This is a genomic window from Flavobacterium sp. (assembly GCF_017744675.1).
Taxonomy (GTDB): Bacteria; Bacteroidota; Bacteroidia; order Flavobacteriales; family Flavobacteriaceae; genus Flavobacterium.
On record NZ_JAGIAV010000009.1, the window covers coordinates 69646 to 88185 of the forward strand.

Sequence of the window (18540 nt, forward strand, 5' to 3'; positions counted from 1 at the left end):
AAAAAAGAATAATAAAAACAAAAAAATCTATGGCTTTTGATATCGAAATGATTAAAAAAGTGTACGAAAACATGCCAGCTCGCGTTGATAAAGCGCGTGAGATTGTTGGTCGTCCGCTTACTTTAACAGAGAAAATTTTATACAATCACCTTTGGGATGGAAATCCTACTAAGGCGTTTGGAAGAGGAGTTGATTATGTTGATTTTGCACCAGACCGTGTAGCGTGTCAAGATGCAACTGCGCAGATGGCATTATTGCAGTTTATGCATGCTGGTAAATCTAAAGTGGCGGTACCTACAACGGTTCACTGCGATCACTTGATTCAGGCAAAAGTGGATGCGGTAACCGATTTGGCTAGAGCAAAAACACAAAGTAATGAGGTTTTTGACTTCTTATCTTCGGTGTCTAATAAATACGGAATTGGTTTCTGGAAACCAGGAGCTGGAATTATCCATCAAGTTGTGCTTGAAAATTATGCATTTCCTGGTGGAATGATGATTGGTACCGATTCTCACACTGTAAATGCAGGTGGTCTAGGAATGGTGGCAATTGGTGTTGGTGGAGCAGATGCTGTAGATGTTATGTCTGGAATGGCTTGGGAGCTTAAGTTTCCTAAACTTATCGGAGTTAAATTAACTGGTAAATTATCAGGATGGACAGCTCCAAAAGATGTTATTCTTAAAGTAGCAGGTATTCTAACTGTAAAAGGAGGAACTGGAGCTATTGTAGAATATTTTGGAGAAGGTGCAAATGCAATGTCTTGTACAGGTAAAGGAACTATCTGTAACATGGGAGCTGAAATTGGAGCAACAACTTCAACTTTTGGTTACGATGATTCTATGAGCCGCTACCTTCGTTCTACAAATAGAGCAGAAGTGGCTGATGCTGCAGATAAAATCGCTTCTTATCTAACAGGAGATCCAGAAGTATATGCTAATCCAGAAAAATACTTCGATCAAGTTATCGAAATTGACTTGTCTACATTAGAGCCACATTTAAATGGTCCTTTTACTCCAGATTTAGCAACTCCAATTTCTAAAATGAAAGAGGAAGCAGTTAAAAATAACTGGCCATTACAAATCCAAGTAGGTTTAATTGGTTCTTGTACAAACTCTTCTTACGAAGATATTTCCCGCGCAGCGTCGTTGGCAAGACAAGTTGCAGATAAAAATCTAAAAACAAAATCACAATTTACAATCACCCCAGGTTCTGAAGTAGTTCGTTCTACAATAGAAAGAGATGGTTTTATTGATACTTTCCATAAAATTGGAGCGACAGTTTTTGCAAATGCTTGCGGACCATGTATTGGTATGTGGGATAGAGAAGGAGCAGAAAAAGAAGAGAGAAACACAATTGTGCATTCTTTCAACCGTAACTTCTCAAAACGTGCAGACGGTAATCCAAATACTTTAGCTTTTGTAGGTTCTCCAGAATTGGTAACAGCTTTGGCTATTGCCGGTGATTTAAGTTTTAATCCATTAACAGATACATTAATCAACGAAGATGGAGAAGAAGTAAAACTTGACGAACCAACAGGGCAAGAACTTCCTCCTAAAGGTTTTTATGCAGAAGATCCAGGGTTTCAGGCTCCGGCTGCAGATGGTTCAAATGTTCAGGTTGTGGTTAATCCTACTTCAGAACGTTTGCAATTGTTGGCTCCATTTAACGCTTGGGATGGTAAAAATATCACAGGTGCTAAATTGTTAATCAAAGCATTCGGAAAATGTACAACAGACCACATTTCTATGGCTGGGCCTTGGTTGCGTTTCCGCGGACACTTAGATAACATTTCAAACAATATGTTGATTGGAGCTGTAAATGCGTATAACCAAAAAACAAATTCTGTTAAAAATCAATTGACAGGCGAATATGATGCTGTTCCTGCTGTAGCTCGTGCATACAAGGCAGCTGGAGTTCCGTCTATTGTAGTTGGAGATCATAACTACGGAGAAGGTTCTTCTCGTGAGCACGCTGCGATGGAGCCACGTTTCTTAGGAGTTAAAGCGGTATTAGTGAAATCTTTTGCTCGTATTCACGAAACAAACCTTAAAAAACAAGGTCTTTTAGGATTGACATTTGCTAACGAAGCAGATTACGATAAAATTCAAGAAGATGATACAATCAACTTCTTAGATTTAACAGAATTTGCTCCAGGTAAACCATTAACTCTTGAATTTGTTCATGCAGATGGTACAAAAGATATTATCTTGGCTAATCATACGTATAACGAAGGACAGATTGGTTGGTTTGTTGCAGGCTCTGCATTAAACTTAATCGCTGCTGGAAAAGCTTAATATTTTAAGATTTATACAATTAAGAAGCCCTGTGAATAACAGGGCTTTTTTATGCTTAATAAATTCGGCATATTTGTTTAGTTTGCTTTAGAAAAACTCAAGCCAGATGATAAGACTTTAATATGATTGAGTTGTGTTTTGTCAAATTCCTCAATGTCGATACTATATACATTTTTAGAGGGAGTAGAAGAGAAATCATTTTGAGTACTTCCGCCCAGTATGTATAATTTGTTGTTGTAATAATACATGCTAGAATTTTTTAATTGAATATCAACCAAATATTCTTTCAATTGCTTTGATTTGATGTCGTAAAGATACATTAGATTATTTTCGTAAATATAAATGGTATTTTCATTAAAGGTAACGGCTGGTCTTTCCAAGCCAGTAAATAATTCTCCTTCTGTCTGCCATTTTTCAGTCTTTAAATCAAAAGATTCAATTTGAGATAAAGCATTTTCGTTACTTCCGCCAATTAAATAGATTTTATCATTTATAAGAACACCTGAAGTTTCTTTGGCAATTGGCATGCTTGTAAGTTCGTACCAATAGCCAGAAGTAATGTTGTATTGATGCACTTTATTTGTAAATGTCTTTTTGTTTTTATCATTCATTTTTATTGAACCACCAATTAAAATAATGTTGTCATTATAAGTAAATGAAGCGGCATTGGCGGCTTGGTGGGGATTTGTTTTGTCAATTGTAATGGTTTGATTTTTAGTATCAAATATCTCAATCTCATTTTGTAAATATTCAAAAACTCCATTGTCAGAAATTTTTTTTCCTCCTAAAATATAGATTTTGTCATTGTAATAATTGAGATTATGAAAAGCTCTTTTTCTGAATTTTAGATTTGAATCTTCCCAAGTATTATTGGGTATATCGTAGGTTAATAATTTTTCTTTGTAAGAGAAATAATTTGGATTAGTGCGAATTTCTCGTAAATACTCTCTTAAAGTAAAATCTGGACGTTCTCGTTTAACTTTTTCCCAAGGGTCAACTACAAAGCTTGCATCTCCGCCTATAATATAGATTTTGCCGTCATGTAAAAGTGATCCAAAAGAAGCTATATTATATTTTAAAGGAGCTAATTTGGTTGAGTTTAATTTAGACTTTAATCTTAATTTATGATTGGCAGCAATGATCAAACCTTTTAAATTCTCAACATTCTCCTGAAGTGAAACTTTGAAATCGGATTTTTTTAAATCGCTTAAGGCAATTTTTGTTGTGATGAATCCAACGTGCGAAAACTGTAAACTGTCCTGATTTTTGAAATTAGAAGGAAGCTTTAGTGTAAATTCACCATTGGTATTGGTTAAAGTTCCAAATTTTCCGGACAAAGTAATGATGTTGGTCTCTTCTATCGCTGTATTGTTCTTTTTAGAAACAACGATGCCTTTTATAGTCTGTGCTTTTGATAAAAAAGGGAGAAAGACTAAAATCAAAAGTATTTTTTTCACAATATAGAATTTGGTTTAGCGGAATTATTTATAAAAATACGCATTTTTTATAAAAAACTGCGTTTCAAAAAGTTGAGTCAATTTCTGTGCCGAGGCTGTTAATATGAGGTAAATTAATTGTTAAAAATGCCTGTTTTTTTACTTTAAAAAGTTAAATTCGCTTTTTAGGCAATATATTTGTCTTTTTTGAGTTGAAATTATTGTGTAACATAAAATAAAGTGTCAAAACTTTAATAATTAGAATATGGTTTATCGGTTAATAATAGTATTGTTTTTTGTCAGTGTTGGAGCTTTTGCGCAGGATAATTTTATTAAGCACAAGATTTCGCAAGGAGAAAACCTTTCAGTTATTGCTAAAAAGTATGGAGTGAAAGTAAAAGATATTGCAGATGCAAATCCAAATGCTCCTAAAATTTTGAAACTAAATTCAACACTTTTAATTCCGAATAAAAATAAAAGCACTGCAAAGTCAAAGACTAAAAATATTGAAGTTGCAACAAATAATACTCCTCCTAATACTTCTGGGACTCACGAAGTAACCTCTAAAGAAACACTTTGGGGAATTTCTAAAAAATATAATGTTTCTGTTGATGATTTAAAGAAAGCAAATCCGCTTTTGGAAACAGAAGGTTTGAAAATAGGGCAACAGATAATTATTCCATCTGATGATCTAGCTTTAGTAAAAGAAAAACAACCGGAAACTCCTGCAGAAACAGTTTCGACAGATGTAGAATTTATTAGAGAAGTAAAATCTAAAGAAACGAAATATGGTATTTCTAAAGAATACGGCATTACAGTTGCAGAACTAGAGCGCCAGAATCCTTCAATTAAAGGAAAAGTGCCGGTTGGCTATTTGTTAAAAATTCGTATTCCAAAAGAAAAGGCAGATGCCATTCAGGCAACAAAAAACGTCCAGGAACCGAGTTTGCAGACAGAAGCTCCTTCTAACCAAATAGCTGAAACTGCTCCAGAAATCAAAAAAGATTCTTCTTATGTTAGAATAGGAGGAAACCATTCTGAATTAATAGAACAGCTTATTGCAAATGCTACCGAAAATATAGGAACAAGATACAGATCAGGCGGAACAACTAAAGCAGGGTTTGATTGTTCAGGCTTAATGATTTGTACATTTAATAATTTTGATATTAAACTGCCTAGAAGTTCTATAGAGCAATCTCGAATAGGAACAAGGGTGAGCACAGAAGAAGCTCAAAAAGGAGATTTAATTTTCTTTAGAACAAACGGAAGACGTCATATTAATCATGTTGGAATGATTGTAGAAGTGGCAGAAGGCGGAGAAATTAAATTTGTGCATTCATCTACACACGGCGGAGTAATGATTTCTTCTACAAAAGAGCCATACTATACAAGAACTTTTTCTCAAGTAAACCGTATTTTAAATTAAACTTGCAGAAACGCATTTTTCAGTATTTCTAACCTGAAAGGTTTATTCCAGAAGTCGGATACATATTTGTTTTCTCTAACTTTTTTGATTTCATCAATGTCAAGAGTTGATGAAAGTACAAAAATTTCAGTTCTTGCTTTTATATCTTCTGGTAGCCTATCAAATTCTTCCAAAAATTCAAAACCATTCATAATAGGCATTTGAATGTCTAGAAGAATAATTAATGGGTTTTGTGGCAGATTCTTAAGAATCCAATTAATGCCTTCCTTTCCATTATTAGCTATGCAGACTGGATTGATATCAAGCCCTTTTTTTAGCAACTTTTTAGTGACAAATTGATCAATCAGATTGTCCTCTATAATTATAAATTGAGATCTATACGGCATAAGAATTTGGTATTGTTACTATAAATTTACTTCCAACACTGCTTTCTGAAAAAACAGAAATATCTCCTCTAATATTTTCAACAGCTTCTTTTACAATATATAAGCCTAATCCGGAACCTTTGTTTTTGTTGGTTCCAAAATACATATCAAAAATATTAGCTTTGTGATCGTCATGAATTCCGATTCCATTATCTGTAACTTCGATTTTATTTAAACCTTCACTAAAGTAAGTTTTTATCGTTATAAACATTTCTTTTTTGCTACAATCTGCATACTTTATGGCATTAGAAAGCAGATTGTTAATGATGATTTTTAAACGAAGGCCATCACTTTCAATCTGATCGATCAAAAGCTCTTGCGTGAATTTAATGCGATTTGCATTTTCAATATGCATCAGTTGTAAAATAGCTTCATTGCACAGTTCTTTCAAGCTTACTGTTTCCATGATTACTTCTTTTCTTTTGTTTTTAGAATAATCAATAATGTCGCTAATAAACTGATCTTGCCTTTCAAGACTCTGATGCATCATTTGCAAGTAATTTCTAACCTGTTCTACGTCGTCTTCTAGTGCTGTTATTTCAATAAGGCCTTTTAACGAAGTGATAGGCGATCTCAAATCGTGTGAAGCGCTATAGACAAATCGATCCAATTCGCGATTTACAACAATAAGATTTTCGTTTTTCACCTCCGTTTCTTTCTTCGAAACTAATAATCTTTTTACCATGATCGAATAATACATACAAACGCTGCAGATTATAATCAGGATAAAAAAGATATTTGTAATAATTAGCAAATCCTTTATTTTTCTTGTTCCTTCTCCTAGTGTATTAGAAAAATTACGCTCATTAATCGTTAATCGGTCACTTATTGAACTGATTTCTTTTAAGTATTTTTTTTGATCTTCGTCAGTTAATATATTGCGCTCTATTTTGGCGTTAATCTGCTGGCCAACAACAAACAGATTAAAAATTAATTTATCTCCTTGTCCCCATTCATGTATGGCTTTAGATAGGAAGCTTACGTTTTTGAAATTTTCAAAGAGCCAGATAATATCATCTAAATCACCTTCGTTATTTCTGCCGACAAGAAATCCTCTTCTGGCAATTTTATTATCTCCAGCTTTTAAAAGCGTAATTCTCGCAATACCATCGCCTTGTGGCACTTTTAGTTCTTCAAGGTATAATTTCCACTGTCCGGGATTCTTCGTAAATAAATATGTGATTAAGTGTCTCGATGCATCTTTTTGGCCTTTCGAATAATGAGATTCACCGTTTACGTAAGCTCTGTTGGCAGATAAAATCTTAATGGTAAAAAAATTGATGCAAATTAATAATGCGCACGAAATAAAAACTATTAAAATAAGAATGAAAACATTTGGGAAACGAAAGTTTTTTAAAGCTTGCAATTTAGACATAATCTTAAAATTAGTAGGTTAATAATAAAGTGCCTTATGCGTGTTTTTGTTAGTCTAAACAAACAAGTATGGAGTGTATTGGTTTATTTTAAAAAATTAAACACTTGTTAATGTATTTTGCTTTTTTAAAATGCCCTTGAAATCATTCTATCAAATATAATAAAATTTATCTTATGATTTTAGTAAAAAAAGTAGGTATGAAACGAATTTTTTTTATTGGTAATTTTTTTGTTTAATTATTTGATTTTTAGTTTTATAAGTTGAAAAAATACAGTTTTATTTTTTTTGCAACTTAAACAGAACTCATTTTAGACTCAATTCTCAATAGAAAAAAAGAGTATTAAAGGTCTTGATATAAAAATGATATTTTTAGGTTTTTGTTTAAGAATTTATAGAGTTAATTTGCTTAAAACTTAGCATAAATGATCAATCTTCTAAAGGCGTAAATCGATGGGAGTGAAGGGAAATAAGAATCTATTCTTTTTTTAAATTCAGATGCTAAAGCTGCAAATTCTTTTTCGCCTAATCTTTCTTGATAAACGGTTAAGGCAGAGCCCGAAATGAAGTCGAAAAAGTCATCTTTTTTAGTAGAAATAAGAGGGTAAACTTTTTCATAAAGGATTAAATCTTTACCGCCATTTTCAAAGAGTATTTTAGCGTATTCATCTAAAGTTAAAACGGGAGAAGGGCGTGTCCAATTGTTAAGGTAAGATGCAAAAGGCTCTTCTTGCACCAACTGTAAAAGTATTTTATTAAGGATGTTTTCATTCTGTTGCGGCATTTGAACTGCAAGCTGACCACCTGGGTTTATACGCGAAATAATTTTTGGAAAAAGCTCGTTGTGGTTATCAATCCATTGCAATGCGGCATTCGAAAAAATCAAGTCCCATTTGGTTTCAGCATTAATCTGCTCTAAAATAGGAATTTCTTTAAACTCAAGATTTTCTTGTACAGGAGCTTTAACCAGCATTTCTGCAGAATTGTCAACACCAAGAACAAACGGATTCGTAAGTTTTTGAGATAATTTTTGCGTAAGCTCACCTGTTCCGCAACCGAGATCTATAACTTTTAGATTGGGTTTGTCAACAATATGACTTGTAAGATCATTAAAAGGTTTAGAACGTTCTTCTTTAAATTCGTTATATTTTTTAGGATCCCAAGTCATAAATATTGTTTTATTTAAAATTAGGGAAAATTTCTAATGCTTCAAAACAAATGAAAATATTGTCCCAAATGTTTGAAAGTAATGAATAAAGAAACTGCAAGCGGTTGGGCTTGCAGTAATGTATTGAAATAGTAAAATTTTATATAATTATCGAGCGTTTACCTATGGCTATATCGTTTAAAGATGTTTCCCAAGAAACCCCCGATGCAGGAACGGCTCTTTCACGCCCCCAAATTCTAATTGATTCAATTTTTTCGGGTGCTGTTTTACTAAGGGGCACAACATTTTTAAAACATTTTTCAAAAAGAGTGTCGTCTACAATACTATCTCCGTGAATTACTGCCTGAATAGCAATATCTCTTACCGCTCCTTCAATATCAGAACCTGCAAAACCATCTGAAATTTCGACAAGTTGACCTAAAGTTTTGGAAGAAGGTTCATTTAATAAATTACGTTTTATGTAAAGATTTATAATATCTTTTCTTTCAGTTTCTCCTGGAAGATCAACAAAGAATAGCTCATCAAATCGGCCTCTTCTCAAAAGCTCAGGAGGTAATTTGCTAACATCATTCGCCGTCGAAACTACAAAAACTTTTGCCATGCTCTCCTGAAGCCAAAATAAAAATTGTCCGACCATTCTTGTTGATGTTCCCCCATCATTAGATCCCGTTGCTCCAGAAAGACCTTTTTCAATTTCGTCAATCCATAATATGCATGGCGCGGCATTATCTGCAGATGCTAGAGCTTCTTTCAGCCTGTTTTCGGATTGTCCAAGATATTGTCCTTGGATAGCTGCTAAATCAAGACGATATAACGGTAAATTCCAATTCGCAGCGATGAATTTAGCAGATAAGGATTTCCCGCAACCAGGAACTCCAACCAATAAGACGCCTCTTGGCGGCCTCATTTTTCTAGCTTTTAAATCAGCAGTCAAAAGTTGTTTCTGATTATCAAGCCAATGCTGTAAACCACTTAATCCTGCGACAGAGAGAGTAGAAGGATCTATTTTTACTTTTTCCAAGCCAGAAATATCACTAAATAACTTGTCTTTTGCGTTACTAAGTTCCTTTAAATCTTCTTTAGTTAAAGAGCCTTTAGCCATTTGAGTTGCCAAAACATTTTCGGCTTCTATTTTGGTCATATTTGCCAAAACTGTAGCAGCCATTTTGTAATCTACTTCTTCCCATTCTAACGGAATTGAACCTTTATATGGCATTACACATTCTTTTACCACCTCTAGCATTTCGTCTTCATTAGGAGCATCTAATGTAATTGTCATTCCTAAACGTTGCAATTGTGGCCAGATGGTCTTTGTTGTAATTAAACATATACTTCCACCACGTTCTATAGCTTGAATTACACAATCATATATGTGTCTTGAGACAAGATTATCGTCTTCAATATCACTTACTTCTGTGAAGACAAAAGTTAAATTTTGTCTTTGTGATATATTTTGAACAGCATAATCTAGACCGCCAGCCACTGAACGATCATCATTGACACTTTTCTTTGATTTTATATCTATAGTTCCATGCGATAAATTATGAAAGTAAATAGGAATATTAATTTCTTCGGCTAGTTGCTGAATAACTTCCAAGACTCTTGCTCTTTCTATACTTCGAATTGAAATAAAAGGTATTCTTGCTCTGAACATCCGCAAAAGCGAAGTTTTAAATTCTGTTTTATTTGCCATTTTAAAATATTATTTTTCTGCTTGTTGGAGCGATTATAGTATTATCTTTAGGAAAGACTTTTGAATTAGTTTCTTCTTCAAAACTAGATGTAAGTTGAAAAGAATTTAGTAAGATTGCTATTTTTTCATTTCTTCCTGAGCTTTTTTTATTATTGGCTTTAAGTGAAGTTCTTATTTCAGTTATAAAGCTTTCCAAATCTTCTTTTAGTGTCTTTTTCAAATCTTCAGGAAAACCTTTTAATGAGATAAAGTTTTTTAAAACTAAAAGATTTTGTTTGCCGTTTCTTAACGCAATCTCAAAATCGTCTTCTGTCTTTATACTTTGTAAATCAAAAAATCTTTGAAATTTATCCAGCCAAGTTTGTTTTCTTTTTTTATAGATTTCTTCAACTTTAGTATAGAAGCGATTCGCAGTTCCTGCGTCAATAATAAAAGTTCCTAGGTTGAGTTCTTCTAATACTGAATCATTTCCGTCGCCAAATTTATTGAGGAGATTTATCCATTCAGAATAAGTTACGAGGCCTTTCATTATTGATTTTTTATTCTTGGATTAATAAATTGAGTTGGAGGAATAATATCCCAATCTGGAAATTTTGCGTTTTGTAATTCAGCTTCAGTTCTTCCTTGAAATAGGTTGGGTTTTACTTTTGTTTCTTTTATTATTTCATTTGCAATATCTTCAGAGTCTTCAGAACGATTGCCTAAAATTATTTTCGTCATAATCATTTGATTTTATTATTAAAGGATATTTCTAACAGTTTCTTTTGATACGCTCGAAAAATCTTCGGGAGTAATAGATGAAATAAGAAGTCTCACTTGTTCAGCTTTATTATCTTCAAAAAGATGTTCTATTCTGTAATCTACAGTTTCTGCAATACATCCTCTTAGTACTTCTTTTCCTTTTTGTCTTCGTTCAGCAACGTTTTCAATAACTTTATTTTTAGCTTTTTTATGTGTATTAATGGAATTCCAAATAATAACAGCACCTGCTCCTAATCCTAAAATTCCAAGGAATGGCTGAATAGTAAAAAGCCAAACACCTAAAAGGCATATTAAAGCTCCAATAATTATAAAAGCGTATGGAAAGGAAAGCTTGCCTAATTCTGTTTCCAAAACTTTATCGTAGAAAGTTTCTTGTTTTTTTAGCAATTCGCTTTCTTCGCTTCCGTCTTTCGTGGAAGCTTTAAAATCATCAATAGATAGCTCTACAGATTGCGGAATTTTATTTCTGCATTGTGCTGTAAAAGTGTCGTAAGATTCTAATATCCAAGGTTGACTTATTGAAACAGCAAGTGCTTGAGTTACTTTTGTCGCTCCCGATAATTCAGGATTAAATGAGGCATTGGTAAGTAATTGTAAAAAATCTACCTGCTCATTAAAAATATGTTTTTCGGCATCCATAATGGCTTGAGCAGCGTTTTTGTCCCCATCCATTTGAATAATGAGCTGATTGAATCTTACCTGTTCTTGTAAAGGAAGTTCTTCATCATCAAAATTTGTGACCAATAGAGATAGAATTTCATCTAACTGTACTTTTGTGCTTTTTGAAAAGTCGGAAGAAGAAGAAATAATACTGTTGAAATGGGCATTTATAATATGGTGCGTTTTTGCTTCTTTTAAAGAACTTTCTAATAAATCCCAATTAACAGCAAATTTTTCCAACAGAGGATATTTCCCTTCTGGTATAGGTCCTATTGCTTCGAAAAAATTAACCCATTGCGATTTTTGTTCGTTTATAAAAGTATCTCCCTGAGTAAGCTGATCTAGCCAGTTTTTAACATTTGTCATCATCAATTGGCGAGCTGCAGGAGGAAAAACACCTGTGGTAACCGCTTCAAGTATGATAATAAATTCACGATCAAGATTGTGAGGATTTTGATGCATAAAATAACGTTCAAGCCATTTTAAACTTGAATCATTACGCATTAATCGACGCATGACCATCATGAAAAATAAGGTCGTTTTATAGTCGTCTCTTTTTAAAGCTTCATTTAAAGCTTTTTCTGTGGCATTTTTATCATTACGTATCCAAGCAGTTAGAGACACCAGTGCAGGAGCTAGCCAATACCCAGGAGCTTTTATCATTACCTCTTCAGTAGTAAATCTCAGTGTTTCTTCACTTATAACACCAGTATCTACTCCTTGAAGAATTCCTGTTGCCATCCTTCTAACTTCAGCATAATACCCAAATTTGATTTGTAAATCCTGCTTCAGATTTCCTTGTCTGGTTTCGGCTAGTTGTAACGCTTTATGTTTTAAATCGGATTCTACAAAGTCTGCAAAAGAATCTGCAAGTTTTACCAATTCACCTTCTAATTGATCTTGCTTAAAATTTAATGTTCCTAATTCAGAATGAACACCTTTCATATCTGAACTGATAGACCTTAAAGCATTATTTATAATGGAGAGGTCTGCGTAAGAGATTACCTGTTGTGACATAATATTTAGTTTAATTGTTCATTATAGTTTTGAGGCCGTTCCATCTTCTCGTATTAGAATGATTTTATCATTGTAGATTTCTACTATTGCATAAGCATTATGTTTGGCAGCTGATCGTGCTTTTTCGAATTGTGGTTCCATTGTTTCCGTATTTTTGTAGTGTTTAATAATCTGACTTCCACTTAAATCAAGAGTGTGTACTTCGTAGGGATGTCCTAGAAAACATTTTGAAACAATGCCTAATGGCAAACTGGCGATGTCAGCTGTACCAAATTCTTCTTGGATTGCTTTGATAAGTTCCTCCATTCCTTTTGTGTCTGTTAATGTTTTAGCATCGAGTTCTGCAATCAGATCCAAATATTTTTTTGAACGTTTTTTTAATAAATCTCGATCACTTACAAAACCGTGAGTTTGGTATTGCTTATTTGTATCAAGATTTATATTGTCATTTTGTAAAATTATTCTAGTCATCTGGTTTGAGATTAAAATCTTATTTTTCTTCAAATTTAGATACTCTAAAAAGTTGTATTTTATGGAAAACCGTAATTAGACTTGTTAAAATTTAGGATTTGAGCAATTGAAAAATAGATTTTTAAGAATTTCTACAATTTATAATTTGAAGATTAAGATTTCCAAAAAAAGTATATCTTTAGCCAACCTAAACCAATAAAAATGCAAGAAAACGACCAAGAACATTTTAAAAGAGAACTCGGGCTCTTAGACGGAACCATGCTTGTGGTTGGCTCTATGATCGGATCCGGGATATTTATTGTAAGTGCCGATATCGCTAGACAAGTGGGTTCAGCAGGATGGCTTACATTGATCTGGCTTCTGTCTGGATTTATTACAGTTGTCGCAGCAGTTAGTTACGGCGAGTTGAGTGCCATGTTTCCTAAAGCGGGCGGACAATATGTTTACCTGAAAGAAGCTTACAATAAGCTGATTGCCTTTTTGTACGGCTGGAGTTTTTTTGCAGTTATTCAGACTGGAACTATTGCAGCAGTAGGAGTAGCATTTTCAAAATTTGCAGCTTATTTGTACGATCCTTTAAGCGACGAAAATATTCTGTACGAGCTAGGCGCTTTTAAACTAAATGCAGCTCAGCTGGTTTCAATTTTAACTATTATCATTCTGACTTTTATTAATAGTCGAGGAGTAAAAAATGGAAAAATTTTGCAAACGGTTTTAACTATAATTAAAATTTTATCGCTGTTAGGCTTAGTTGTTTTTGGATTAACGCTTGCTGCTAAAGCTTCTGTTTGGGATGCCAACTGGACAGACGGATGGAGCACAAGAACATTTGATAAAGAAAGCAGTTCATGGCTGCCAATTAGTGGGACAGCTCTGATTTCAGGAATCTCAGCAGCAATGGTTGGATCATTATTTTCTAGCGATGCTTGGAATGGTGTGACCTTTATTGCAGGCGAAATTAAAAATCCAAAACGTAATGTTGGTCTTAGTTTATTCCTTGGAACTTTTATCGTGACCTCTCTTTATGTTGTCACAAATCTGATGTATTTAGCTGTAGTTCCGTTTGACGAAATCGCAACTGCAAAGTTTGATCGTGTTGCAGTTGTTGCTTCAGATTATATTTTTGGAAATATCGGAGCTTTGATTATCGCAGTCATGATTATGATTTCGACTTTTGCTTGTAACAACGGATTAATTATGGCAGGTGCTAGAGTATATTATACGATGGCAAAAGACGGTTTGTTTTTCAAAAAAGCAGCAGTTTTAAATAGTTCTAGCGTTCCTGCTTGGGCGCTTTGGGCACAATGTATCTGGGCTTCGGCTTTGTGCTTGACGGGAAAATATGGCGATTTGCTAGATTTTGTAATTATTATTGTCTTGATTTTTTACATTCTGACGATCTACGGAATTTTTATTCTGAGAAAAAAAATGCCAGATGCAGAAAGACCTTATAAAGCATTCGGATATCCGTTTTTGCCAATGGTATATATAATTGTAGCAACAGCAATTTGTGTTGCGCTATTAATTACAAAGTTCTCAACTTGCGGTTGGGGAGTATTAATTATGTTAACCGGAATTCCAGTTTATTATTTAACAAAACCAGCTGAATAATATTTTTGTTTTCAGTTGGAAAACGACATAAAAAAAGCATCTTGATTTTTTCGAGATGCTTTTTATTGATTTTTATTGATCGGATAAATCATTGGTGATTCTATCTTCTGTAGGCCTTAAGAAAATAAGATAAACAATGAGAAGTATTCCGAATAGTATAAATTCGGGTTTTAAGAACAATATCAAAAAAGCGGCACCTTCCAAAACGGCCCATCGCATAATAGAAGCTGCTTGATAAATGGGCAGTTTGTCTTCGAGTTTTAATTTCGGATCAATCTGTTTTAATTGCGCTTTAAATAATATACTGCTCAAAACAAACGCTAGAATAGGAATAACAAGATACAGTACCGAAGCAGAATCAATAATAGGCACATGCAGTGTTTCTAATGAAATATCTCCTACAATGAAATAAGCGATAATTGTTCCTGCGCAAATGGCAAGATGGATAATTTGCAAAGTTTTGATTTTTTCGGTCATGATGTGGTTAGGTTTGAGGTTGATATTATGCAAGTTAAGGCTAATTATTATTAAAAGAATAATTTCGAGTGCAGATTTTATTGAACGGCAAAAGTTGCAAACAAAAAAAAGGCACTAAAAATTAGTGCCTTTTAAATGTAATAATCGTTGTAAACTCTAGTTAGGTTGTAACAGGTTCGTCAACAGATTTTATAGTTGAATTAATAATAGACAAAGTAAGCGGATCGGTTTCTCCAGAGAAGAAAGCATCCAAAATTTCCTGAAAGATCGGATTTGCATTTTCAACCAAAGAAAATAAAGTCATGCAAGAACGCAATTTACGAGCATCCAAATCTCCGAAAATCCCGTCAGCTGATTTCATTTTAAAAGTTAATAATAATTCAGAAATCTCAATTAAGTGTTTTCCTAAAATTGGATGTTCTAAATATTCAGTAGCTTCTTTTAAATCATTAATGGCATAAAGATTTGCAGTGTCACTTTTTCCTAAACCTTTTATTTGCGGAAAAATGAACCACATCCAGTGTGTTTCTTTTTTCCCTTTGCTGATTTCAGAAAGAGCGGTAAGATAAAGTTTGTTCTGTGCGTCTAAGAAACGCGCTAAATCATTGTTCGAATAAGCCATTACGGTATTGTATTAAAAAAAGGTTGCAAAAATAGTAAAAAAGATAGGGTTTGCCTAATAAAACGTTCATACAGTGCATGTTTTAACTTTTTAAAGAAGGAATATCTTACGTCGTTTCGATTAAAAATCGCTTCTTTTGAAAGATTCAATGCTATAAAAATCAAAGATTTCGGTTGGTTCTTCTAAAGGTAAGATTGATCCTTGGTAAAACATCGCGAGCTGTTTTTGGAACTTGATGCTGCCAAAAACTATTGGTAGTTCCAGCCATTAATAAAAAAGAACCGTGATGCAGCGGAATCTCGATTGGCGGAATTTCTTTTCTGAATTTATGGCGAAGTTTAAACATTCGAGTTTCTCCAAAAGTAACCGAAGCAATAATAGGATTGGGTCCTGTATTATGTTCTTTGTCACTATGCCAGCCCACGCCATCATTTCCGTCTCGATATAAATTAAGCAGAACAGTATTAAAATCAAGCTGTGTTTCCTTTTCGATACGGCCTCTAATTTTTAATAATTCGTATGTCCAATCCGGTCCTTTTGGGTCGGCTCCAGCATTATCTTTGTCTTCGTACCAAGCAATCATTCTAGGAACTTTATAGGTTTTATCATAAATTTCCATTTGATGTTCTCTCCACTTGGTTTTGCGAAGTATTCTTTCATAAAAAACATCAGATTCTTCTTTGGTGAAGAAATTATCAATCAAAATCAATTCAGAATCGGGGATATCAAATACTTTTTTTCCTCCCAAACCAGTAGTAAATAATTCGGTGTCGCTAAATAGTGTCATTTTCCAATTATATTTTGTCAATTTCAATCCACACAGGAGCATGATCGCTAGTTTTTTCCCAGCCTCGCACATGATGGTCAACTCCGCCAGTATTTAATTTTTCTGCCATTTGCGGACTCAATAAAAAGTGATCAATTCGCAGACCTGCATCACGTTGATAGGCATTTCTAAAATAATCCCAGAATGTATAAATTTTCTCGTCTGGATACAGTTTGCGTATGGCATCTGTCCATCCTTGAGAAACAATACTTGCAAATGCATTACGTACTTCAATTCTAAAGAGCGCATCATTAACCCATTTTTCAGGTTTGTAAACATCCAATTCTGTAGGCATTACATTATAGTCGCCAACTAAAACTACAGGCACTTTTAAGTTTAATAAAGTTTCTGCACGATGTGCCAAACGATCAAACCATTTTAATTTATATTCAAATTTTGGTCCTGGTGCTGGATTTCCGTTGGGCAGATAAAGGCAGGCAATTACAATTCCGTCAATCAAAGCTTCTATATAACGACTTTGTATATCCTCTTCATCTCCCGGCAATGCTCGGGTTATTTCTTCAATTTCCATATTTCGAGCCAGAATCGCTACGCCGTTCCATTGTTTTTGTCCGTGCCATATTGCGTTGTAACCGGCTTCGTTAATTGCTTTAAGCGGAAAGTTATCCTGAGGCGCTTTCAATTCTTGTAAGCATACAATATCTGGAGCGGCTTCTTCAAGCCATCGTAATAAAACATTTAACCTTCCGTTGACTCCGTTTACGTTATAAGTGGCTATCTTCATAGTAGATTTAATTAGTTGGATATTAAATTTACAGCTTTTCGGAATTTTATTTTACAAAGTGTTTGTTAAAGAACACTTTACGTGGATATTTTTCGGCGTAAGCAAAAATCAACTGGTCAATATATTGATTGCTTTTGTAAGGCGTGACATAACTTTTTACTTCATCAGAATCGTTTATTGCTACATCTCGAGAGATATATCCCATGCCATAAAAACGGCCATTTTCAATCCAGATGCAGCTTCGTTCGTCTGAAGAGCGCCCTTTGTCAATAATGGCAAAACTTGGTCTGTTATTCAATAAAAAATCAATTGCATTATCCACTTGTTCGTTGTGAAGCAAAGGATCTGGCAGTTCTTTTACTTCTGGGGTATAAAAAAACTCACCTTCTTCGGGTCTCGAATATTTGCAAAAACGGTGATCGATTTGAAATTGTTCTGCCAAACTTCGCAGTAAATTAATACCATTAAAAAGGCTGTTACATTCATGAACACAAGTCTGAAATTTGCTCATTTTCCCAATTGCCAGGTATTTATAGCCATTTCGAGCTTCATAATGATAAATGCCAAATTTAGCTTCAAATCGTTTCAAAGCCCTGTTGTATGTCGGCCAAAGCTTTTTGATTTCAGTACATTCCAAAAGAAGTGCCATGAGTTCAGTCGCACAGACTTCGAAAGAGATTCCGTGAATATCCCTTAAAAAATGCTGTCTCTGCGGTTTGATATTATTTCCTGTAAAATGCGAAGTGACCCGTTTTTTTAGATTGATCGCCTTTCCCACATAAATTACTTTTTTCGCTTGATTGTAAAAATAATAGACTCCAGGTTTATCGGGTAAATTATTAAAATCATCTGGCGGAAGGTTAGGAGGCAAGCGTTGATCTTGTGCCGTTTTCTTAATCATTTTATCAATTTCTCCAGCATCATCCCATTCTAATAAAAGAGAAAATAAAAGAGCAGTGGCATCAGCATCTCCGCCAGCACGGTGTCTGTTTTCTAGAGATATATTTAAAGAATTGCACAGATTTCCTAAACTGTAAGAACCTAATCCCGGTTTGATTTTTCGAGCAGCACGAACGGTGCACAATTTTTTTGCCGACCATTTAAAACCAGCCTGTTCCAATTGATGATGAACGAACGAATAATCAAAGTTGACATTGTGCGCGACGAAAATGCGATCGGTTAGCATTTCTAAAACTTTCTCTGAAATATCATCGAAGATTGGTGCATTGGCTACCATTTCATTATTTATTCCTGTTAACCCAAATATAGAAGGAGGAATGTCTTGTTCCGGATTTACAAGTGTTTCGTAACGATCCAACACATTTGTACCGTCATGAATAATAATGGCAATTTCTGTAATACGGCTTCCACTGGCATTACCGCCTGTGGTTTCAATATCTACTATGGCATATTCTTGCTTCTTCATTTGTATATAACGTAAAATGTTCTATTTCTGTTGTTTAGTTTCAATCTCGCAAAGTCGCAGAGTCGCAAAGTTTTATTTTAAAAAACTTAAAAAATAAAAACTTTGCGTC

At 34.0% G+C, this 18540-nt stretch carries 17 protein-coding genes; 3 read left to right on the top strand and 14 right to left on the bottom strand.

The features are described 5' to 3' along the window. Positions 1 to 29 precede the first annotated feature (29 nt). Positions 30 to 2294 carry an aconitate hydratase gene (locus tag J7574_RS22785; RefSeq protein ID WP_290974484.1) on the top strand — a complete coding sequence of 755 codons (2265 nt, stop codon included), beginning with the start codon at positions 30 to 32 and terminating at the stop codon, positions 2292 to 2294. A gap of 77 nt (positions 2295 to 2371) precedes the next feature. On the opposite strand, the gene J7574_RS22790 is transcribed toward J7574_RS22785, so the two are convergent. Beyond that, positions 2372 to 3751 carry a kelch repeat-containing protein gene (locus J7574_RS22790; RefSeq protein ID WP_290974487.1) on the bottom strand — a complete coding sequence of 460 codons (1380 nt, stop codon included), beginning with the start codon at positions 3749 to 3751 and terminating at the stop codon, positions 2372 to 2374. Between the two features lie 244 nt (positions 3752 to 3995). On the opposite strand from J7574_RS22790, the gene J7574_RS22795 reads away from it, so the two are divergent. Further along, on the top strand, positions 3996 to 5156 hold the full coding sequence (locus tag J7574_RS22795) for a peptidoglycan endopeptidase (protein WP_290974491.1): 1161 nt from the start codon (positions 3996 to 3998) through the stop codon (positions 5154 to 5156). Here the strand turns inward: J7574_RS22795 and J7574_RS22800 are convergent. From J7574_RS22800 to J7574_RS22835, 8 genes are all read right to left on the bottom strand, one after another. Continuing rightward, on the bottom strand, positions 5153 to 5542 hold the full coding sequence (locus J7574_RS22800) for a response regulator (protein ID WP_290974494.1): 390 nt from the start codon (positions 5540 to 5542) through the stop codon (positions 5153 to 5155). The genes J7574_RS22795 and J7574_RS22800 overlap by 4 nt on opposite strands. Further along, positions 5532 to 6956, bottom strand: a complete 1425-nt coding sequence (locus J7574_RS22805) for a HAMP domain-containing sensor histidine kinase (protein WP_290974497.1) — start codon at positions 6954 to 6956, stop codon at positions 5532 to 5534. The genes J7574_RS22800 and J7574_RS22805 overlap by 11 nt, the downstream gene beginning before the upstream one ends. Before the next feature lie 406 nt (positions 6957 to 7362). Beyond that, a complete protein-coding gene (locus tag J7574_RS22810; protein WP_290974500.1) occupies positions 7363 to 8121 on the bottom strand; it encodes a methyltransferase domain-containing protein in 759 nt (252 codons plus the stop codon). A 139-nt stretch (positions 8122 to 8260) separates the two neighbouring features. Beyond that, positions 8261 to 9718: an ATP-binding protein gene (locus J7574_RS22815; protein WP_290974503.1), complete on the bottom strand. Its 1458-nt coding sequence runs from the start codon at positions 9716 to 9718 to the stop codon at positions 8261 to 8263. A gap of 97 nt (positions 9719 to 9815) precedes the next feature. Next, positions 9816 to 10343 carry a hypothetical protein gene (locus tag J7574_RS22820; protein ID WP_290974506.1) on the bottom strand — a complete coding sequence of 176 codons (528 nt, stop codon included), beginning with the start codon at positions 10341 to 10343 and terminating at the stop codon, positions 9816 to 9818. Further along, the gene (locus J7574_RS22825; protein WP_290974509.1) at positions 10343 to 10534 is read right to left on the bottom strand and encodes a hypothetical protein; all 192 of its coding nucleotides are present in this window, start codon (positions 10532 to 10534) and stop codon (positions 10343 to 10345) included. Before J7574_RS22825 ends, J7574_RS22820 begins: the two co-directional genes overlap by 1 nt. A gap of 18 nt (positions 10535 to 10552) precedes the next feature. Continuing rightward, on the bottom strand, positions 10553 to 12253 hold the full coding sequence (locus tag J7574_RS22830) for a hypothetical protein (RefSeq protein ID WP_290974512.1): 1701 nt from the start codon (positions 12251 to 12253) through the stop codon (positions 10553 to 10555). A gap of 21 nt (positions 12254 to 12274) precedes the next feature. After that, positions 12275 to 12724 (bottom strand): hypothetical protein, encoded by a 450-nt coding sequence (locus J7574_RS22835; protein ID WP_290974515.1) that lies wholly within the window; start codon positions 12722 to 12724, stop codon positions 12275 to 12277. Positions 12725 to 12925: 201 nt separating this feature from the next. Here J7574_RS22835 and J7574_RS22840 point away from each other — a divergent pair, with 201 nt between their 5' ends. Then, entirely contained in the window at positions 12926 to 14335 is a 1410-nt protein-coding gene (locus tag J7574_RS22840) for an APC family permease (protein WP_290974561.1), read from the top strand. 72 nt (positions 14336 to 14407) lie between these two features. Here the strand turns inward: J7574_RS22840 and J7574_RS22845 are convergent, their stop codons facing one another. From J7574_RS22845 to J7574_RS22865, 5 genes are all read right to left on the bottom strand, one after another. Beyond that, the gene (locus J7574_RS22845; protein WP_290974564.1) at positions 14408 to 14812 is read right to left on the bottom strand and encodes an MFS transporter; all 405 of its coding nucleotides are present in this window, start codon (positions 14810 to 14812) and stop codon (positions 14408 to 14410) included. 160 nt (positions 14813 to 14972) lie between these two features. Next, positions 14973 to 15434, bottom strand: coding sequence for a DUF1810 domain-containing protein (locus J7574_RS22850; RefSeq protein WP_290974568.1), 462 nt, complete (start codon positions 15432 to 15434; stop codon positions 14973 to 14975). A 160-nt stretch (positions 15435 to 15594) separates the two neighbouring features. Next, positions 15595 to 16221: an alpha-ketoglutarate-dependent dioxygenase AlkB gene (locus J7574_RS22855; protein ID WP_290974571.1), complete on the bottom strand. Its 627-nt coding sequence runs from the start codon at positions 16219 to 16221 to the stop codon at positions 15595 to 15597. A 7-nt stretch (positions 16222 to 16228) separates the two neighbouring features. Beyond that, a complete protein-coding gene (gene xth, locus J7574_RS22860) occupies positions 16229 to 17005 on the bottom strand; it encodes an exodeoxyribonuclease III (protein ID WP_290974574.1) in 777 nt (258 codons plus the stop codon). Positions 17006 to 17051: 46 nt separating this feature from the next. Then, positions 17052 to 18431 (bottom strand): exonuclease domain-containing protein, encoded by a 1380-nt coding sequence (locus J7574_RS22865; protein ID WP_290974577.1) that lies wholly within the window; start codon positions 18429 to 18431, stop codon positions 17052 to 17054. Positions 18432 to 18540: the final 109 nt, after the last annotated feature.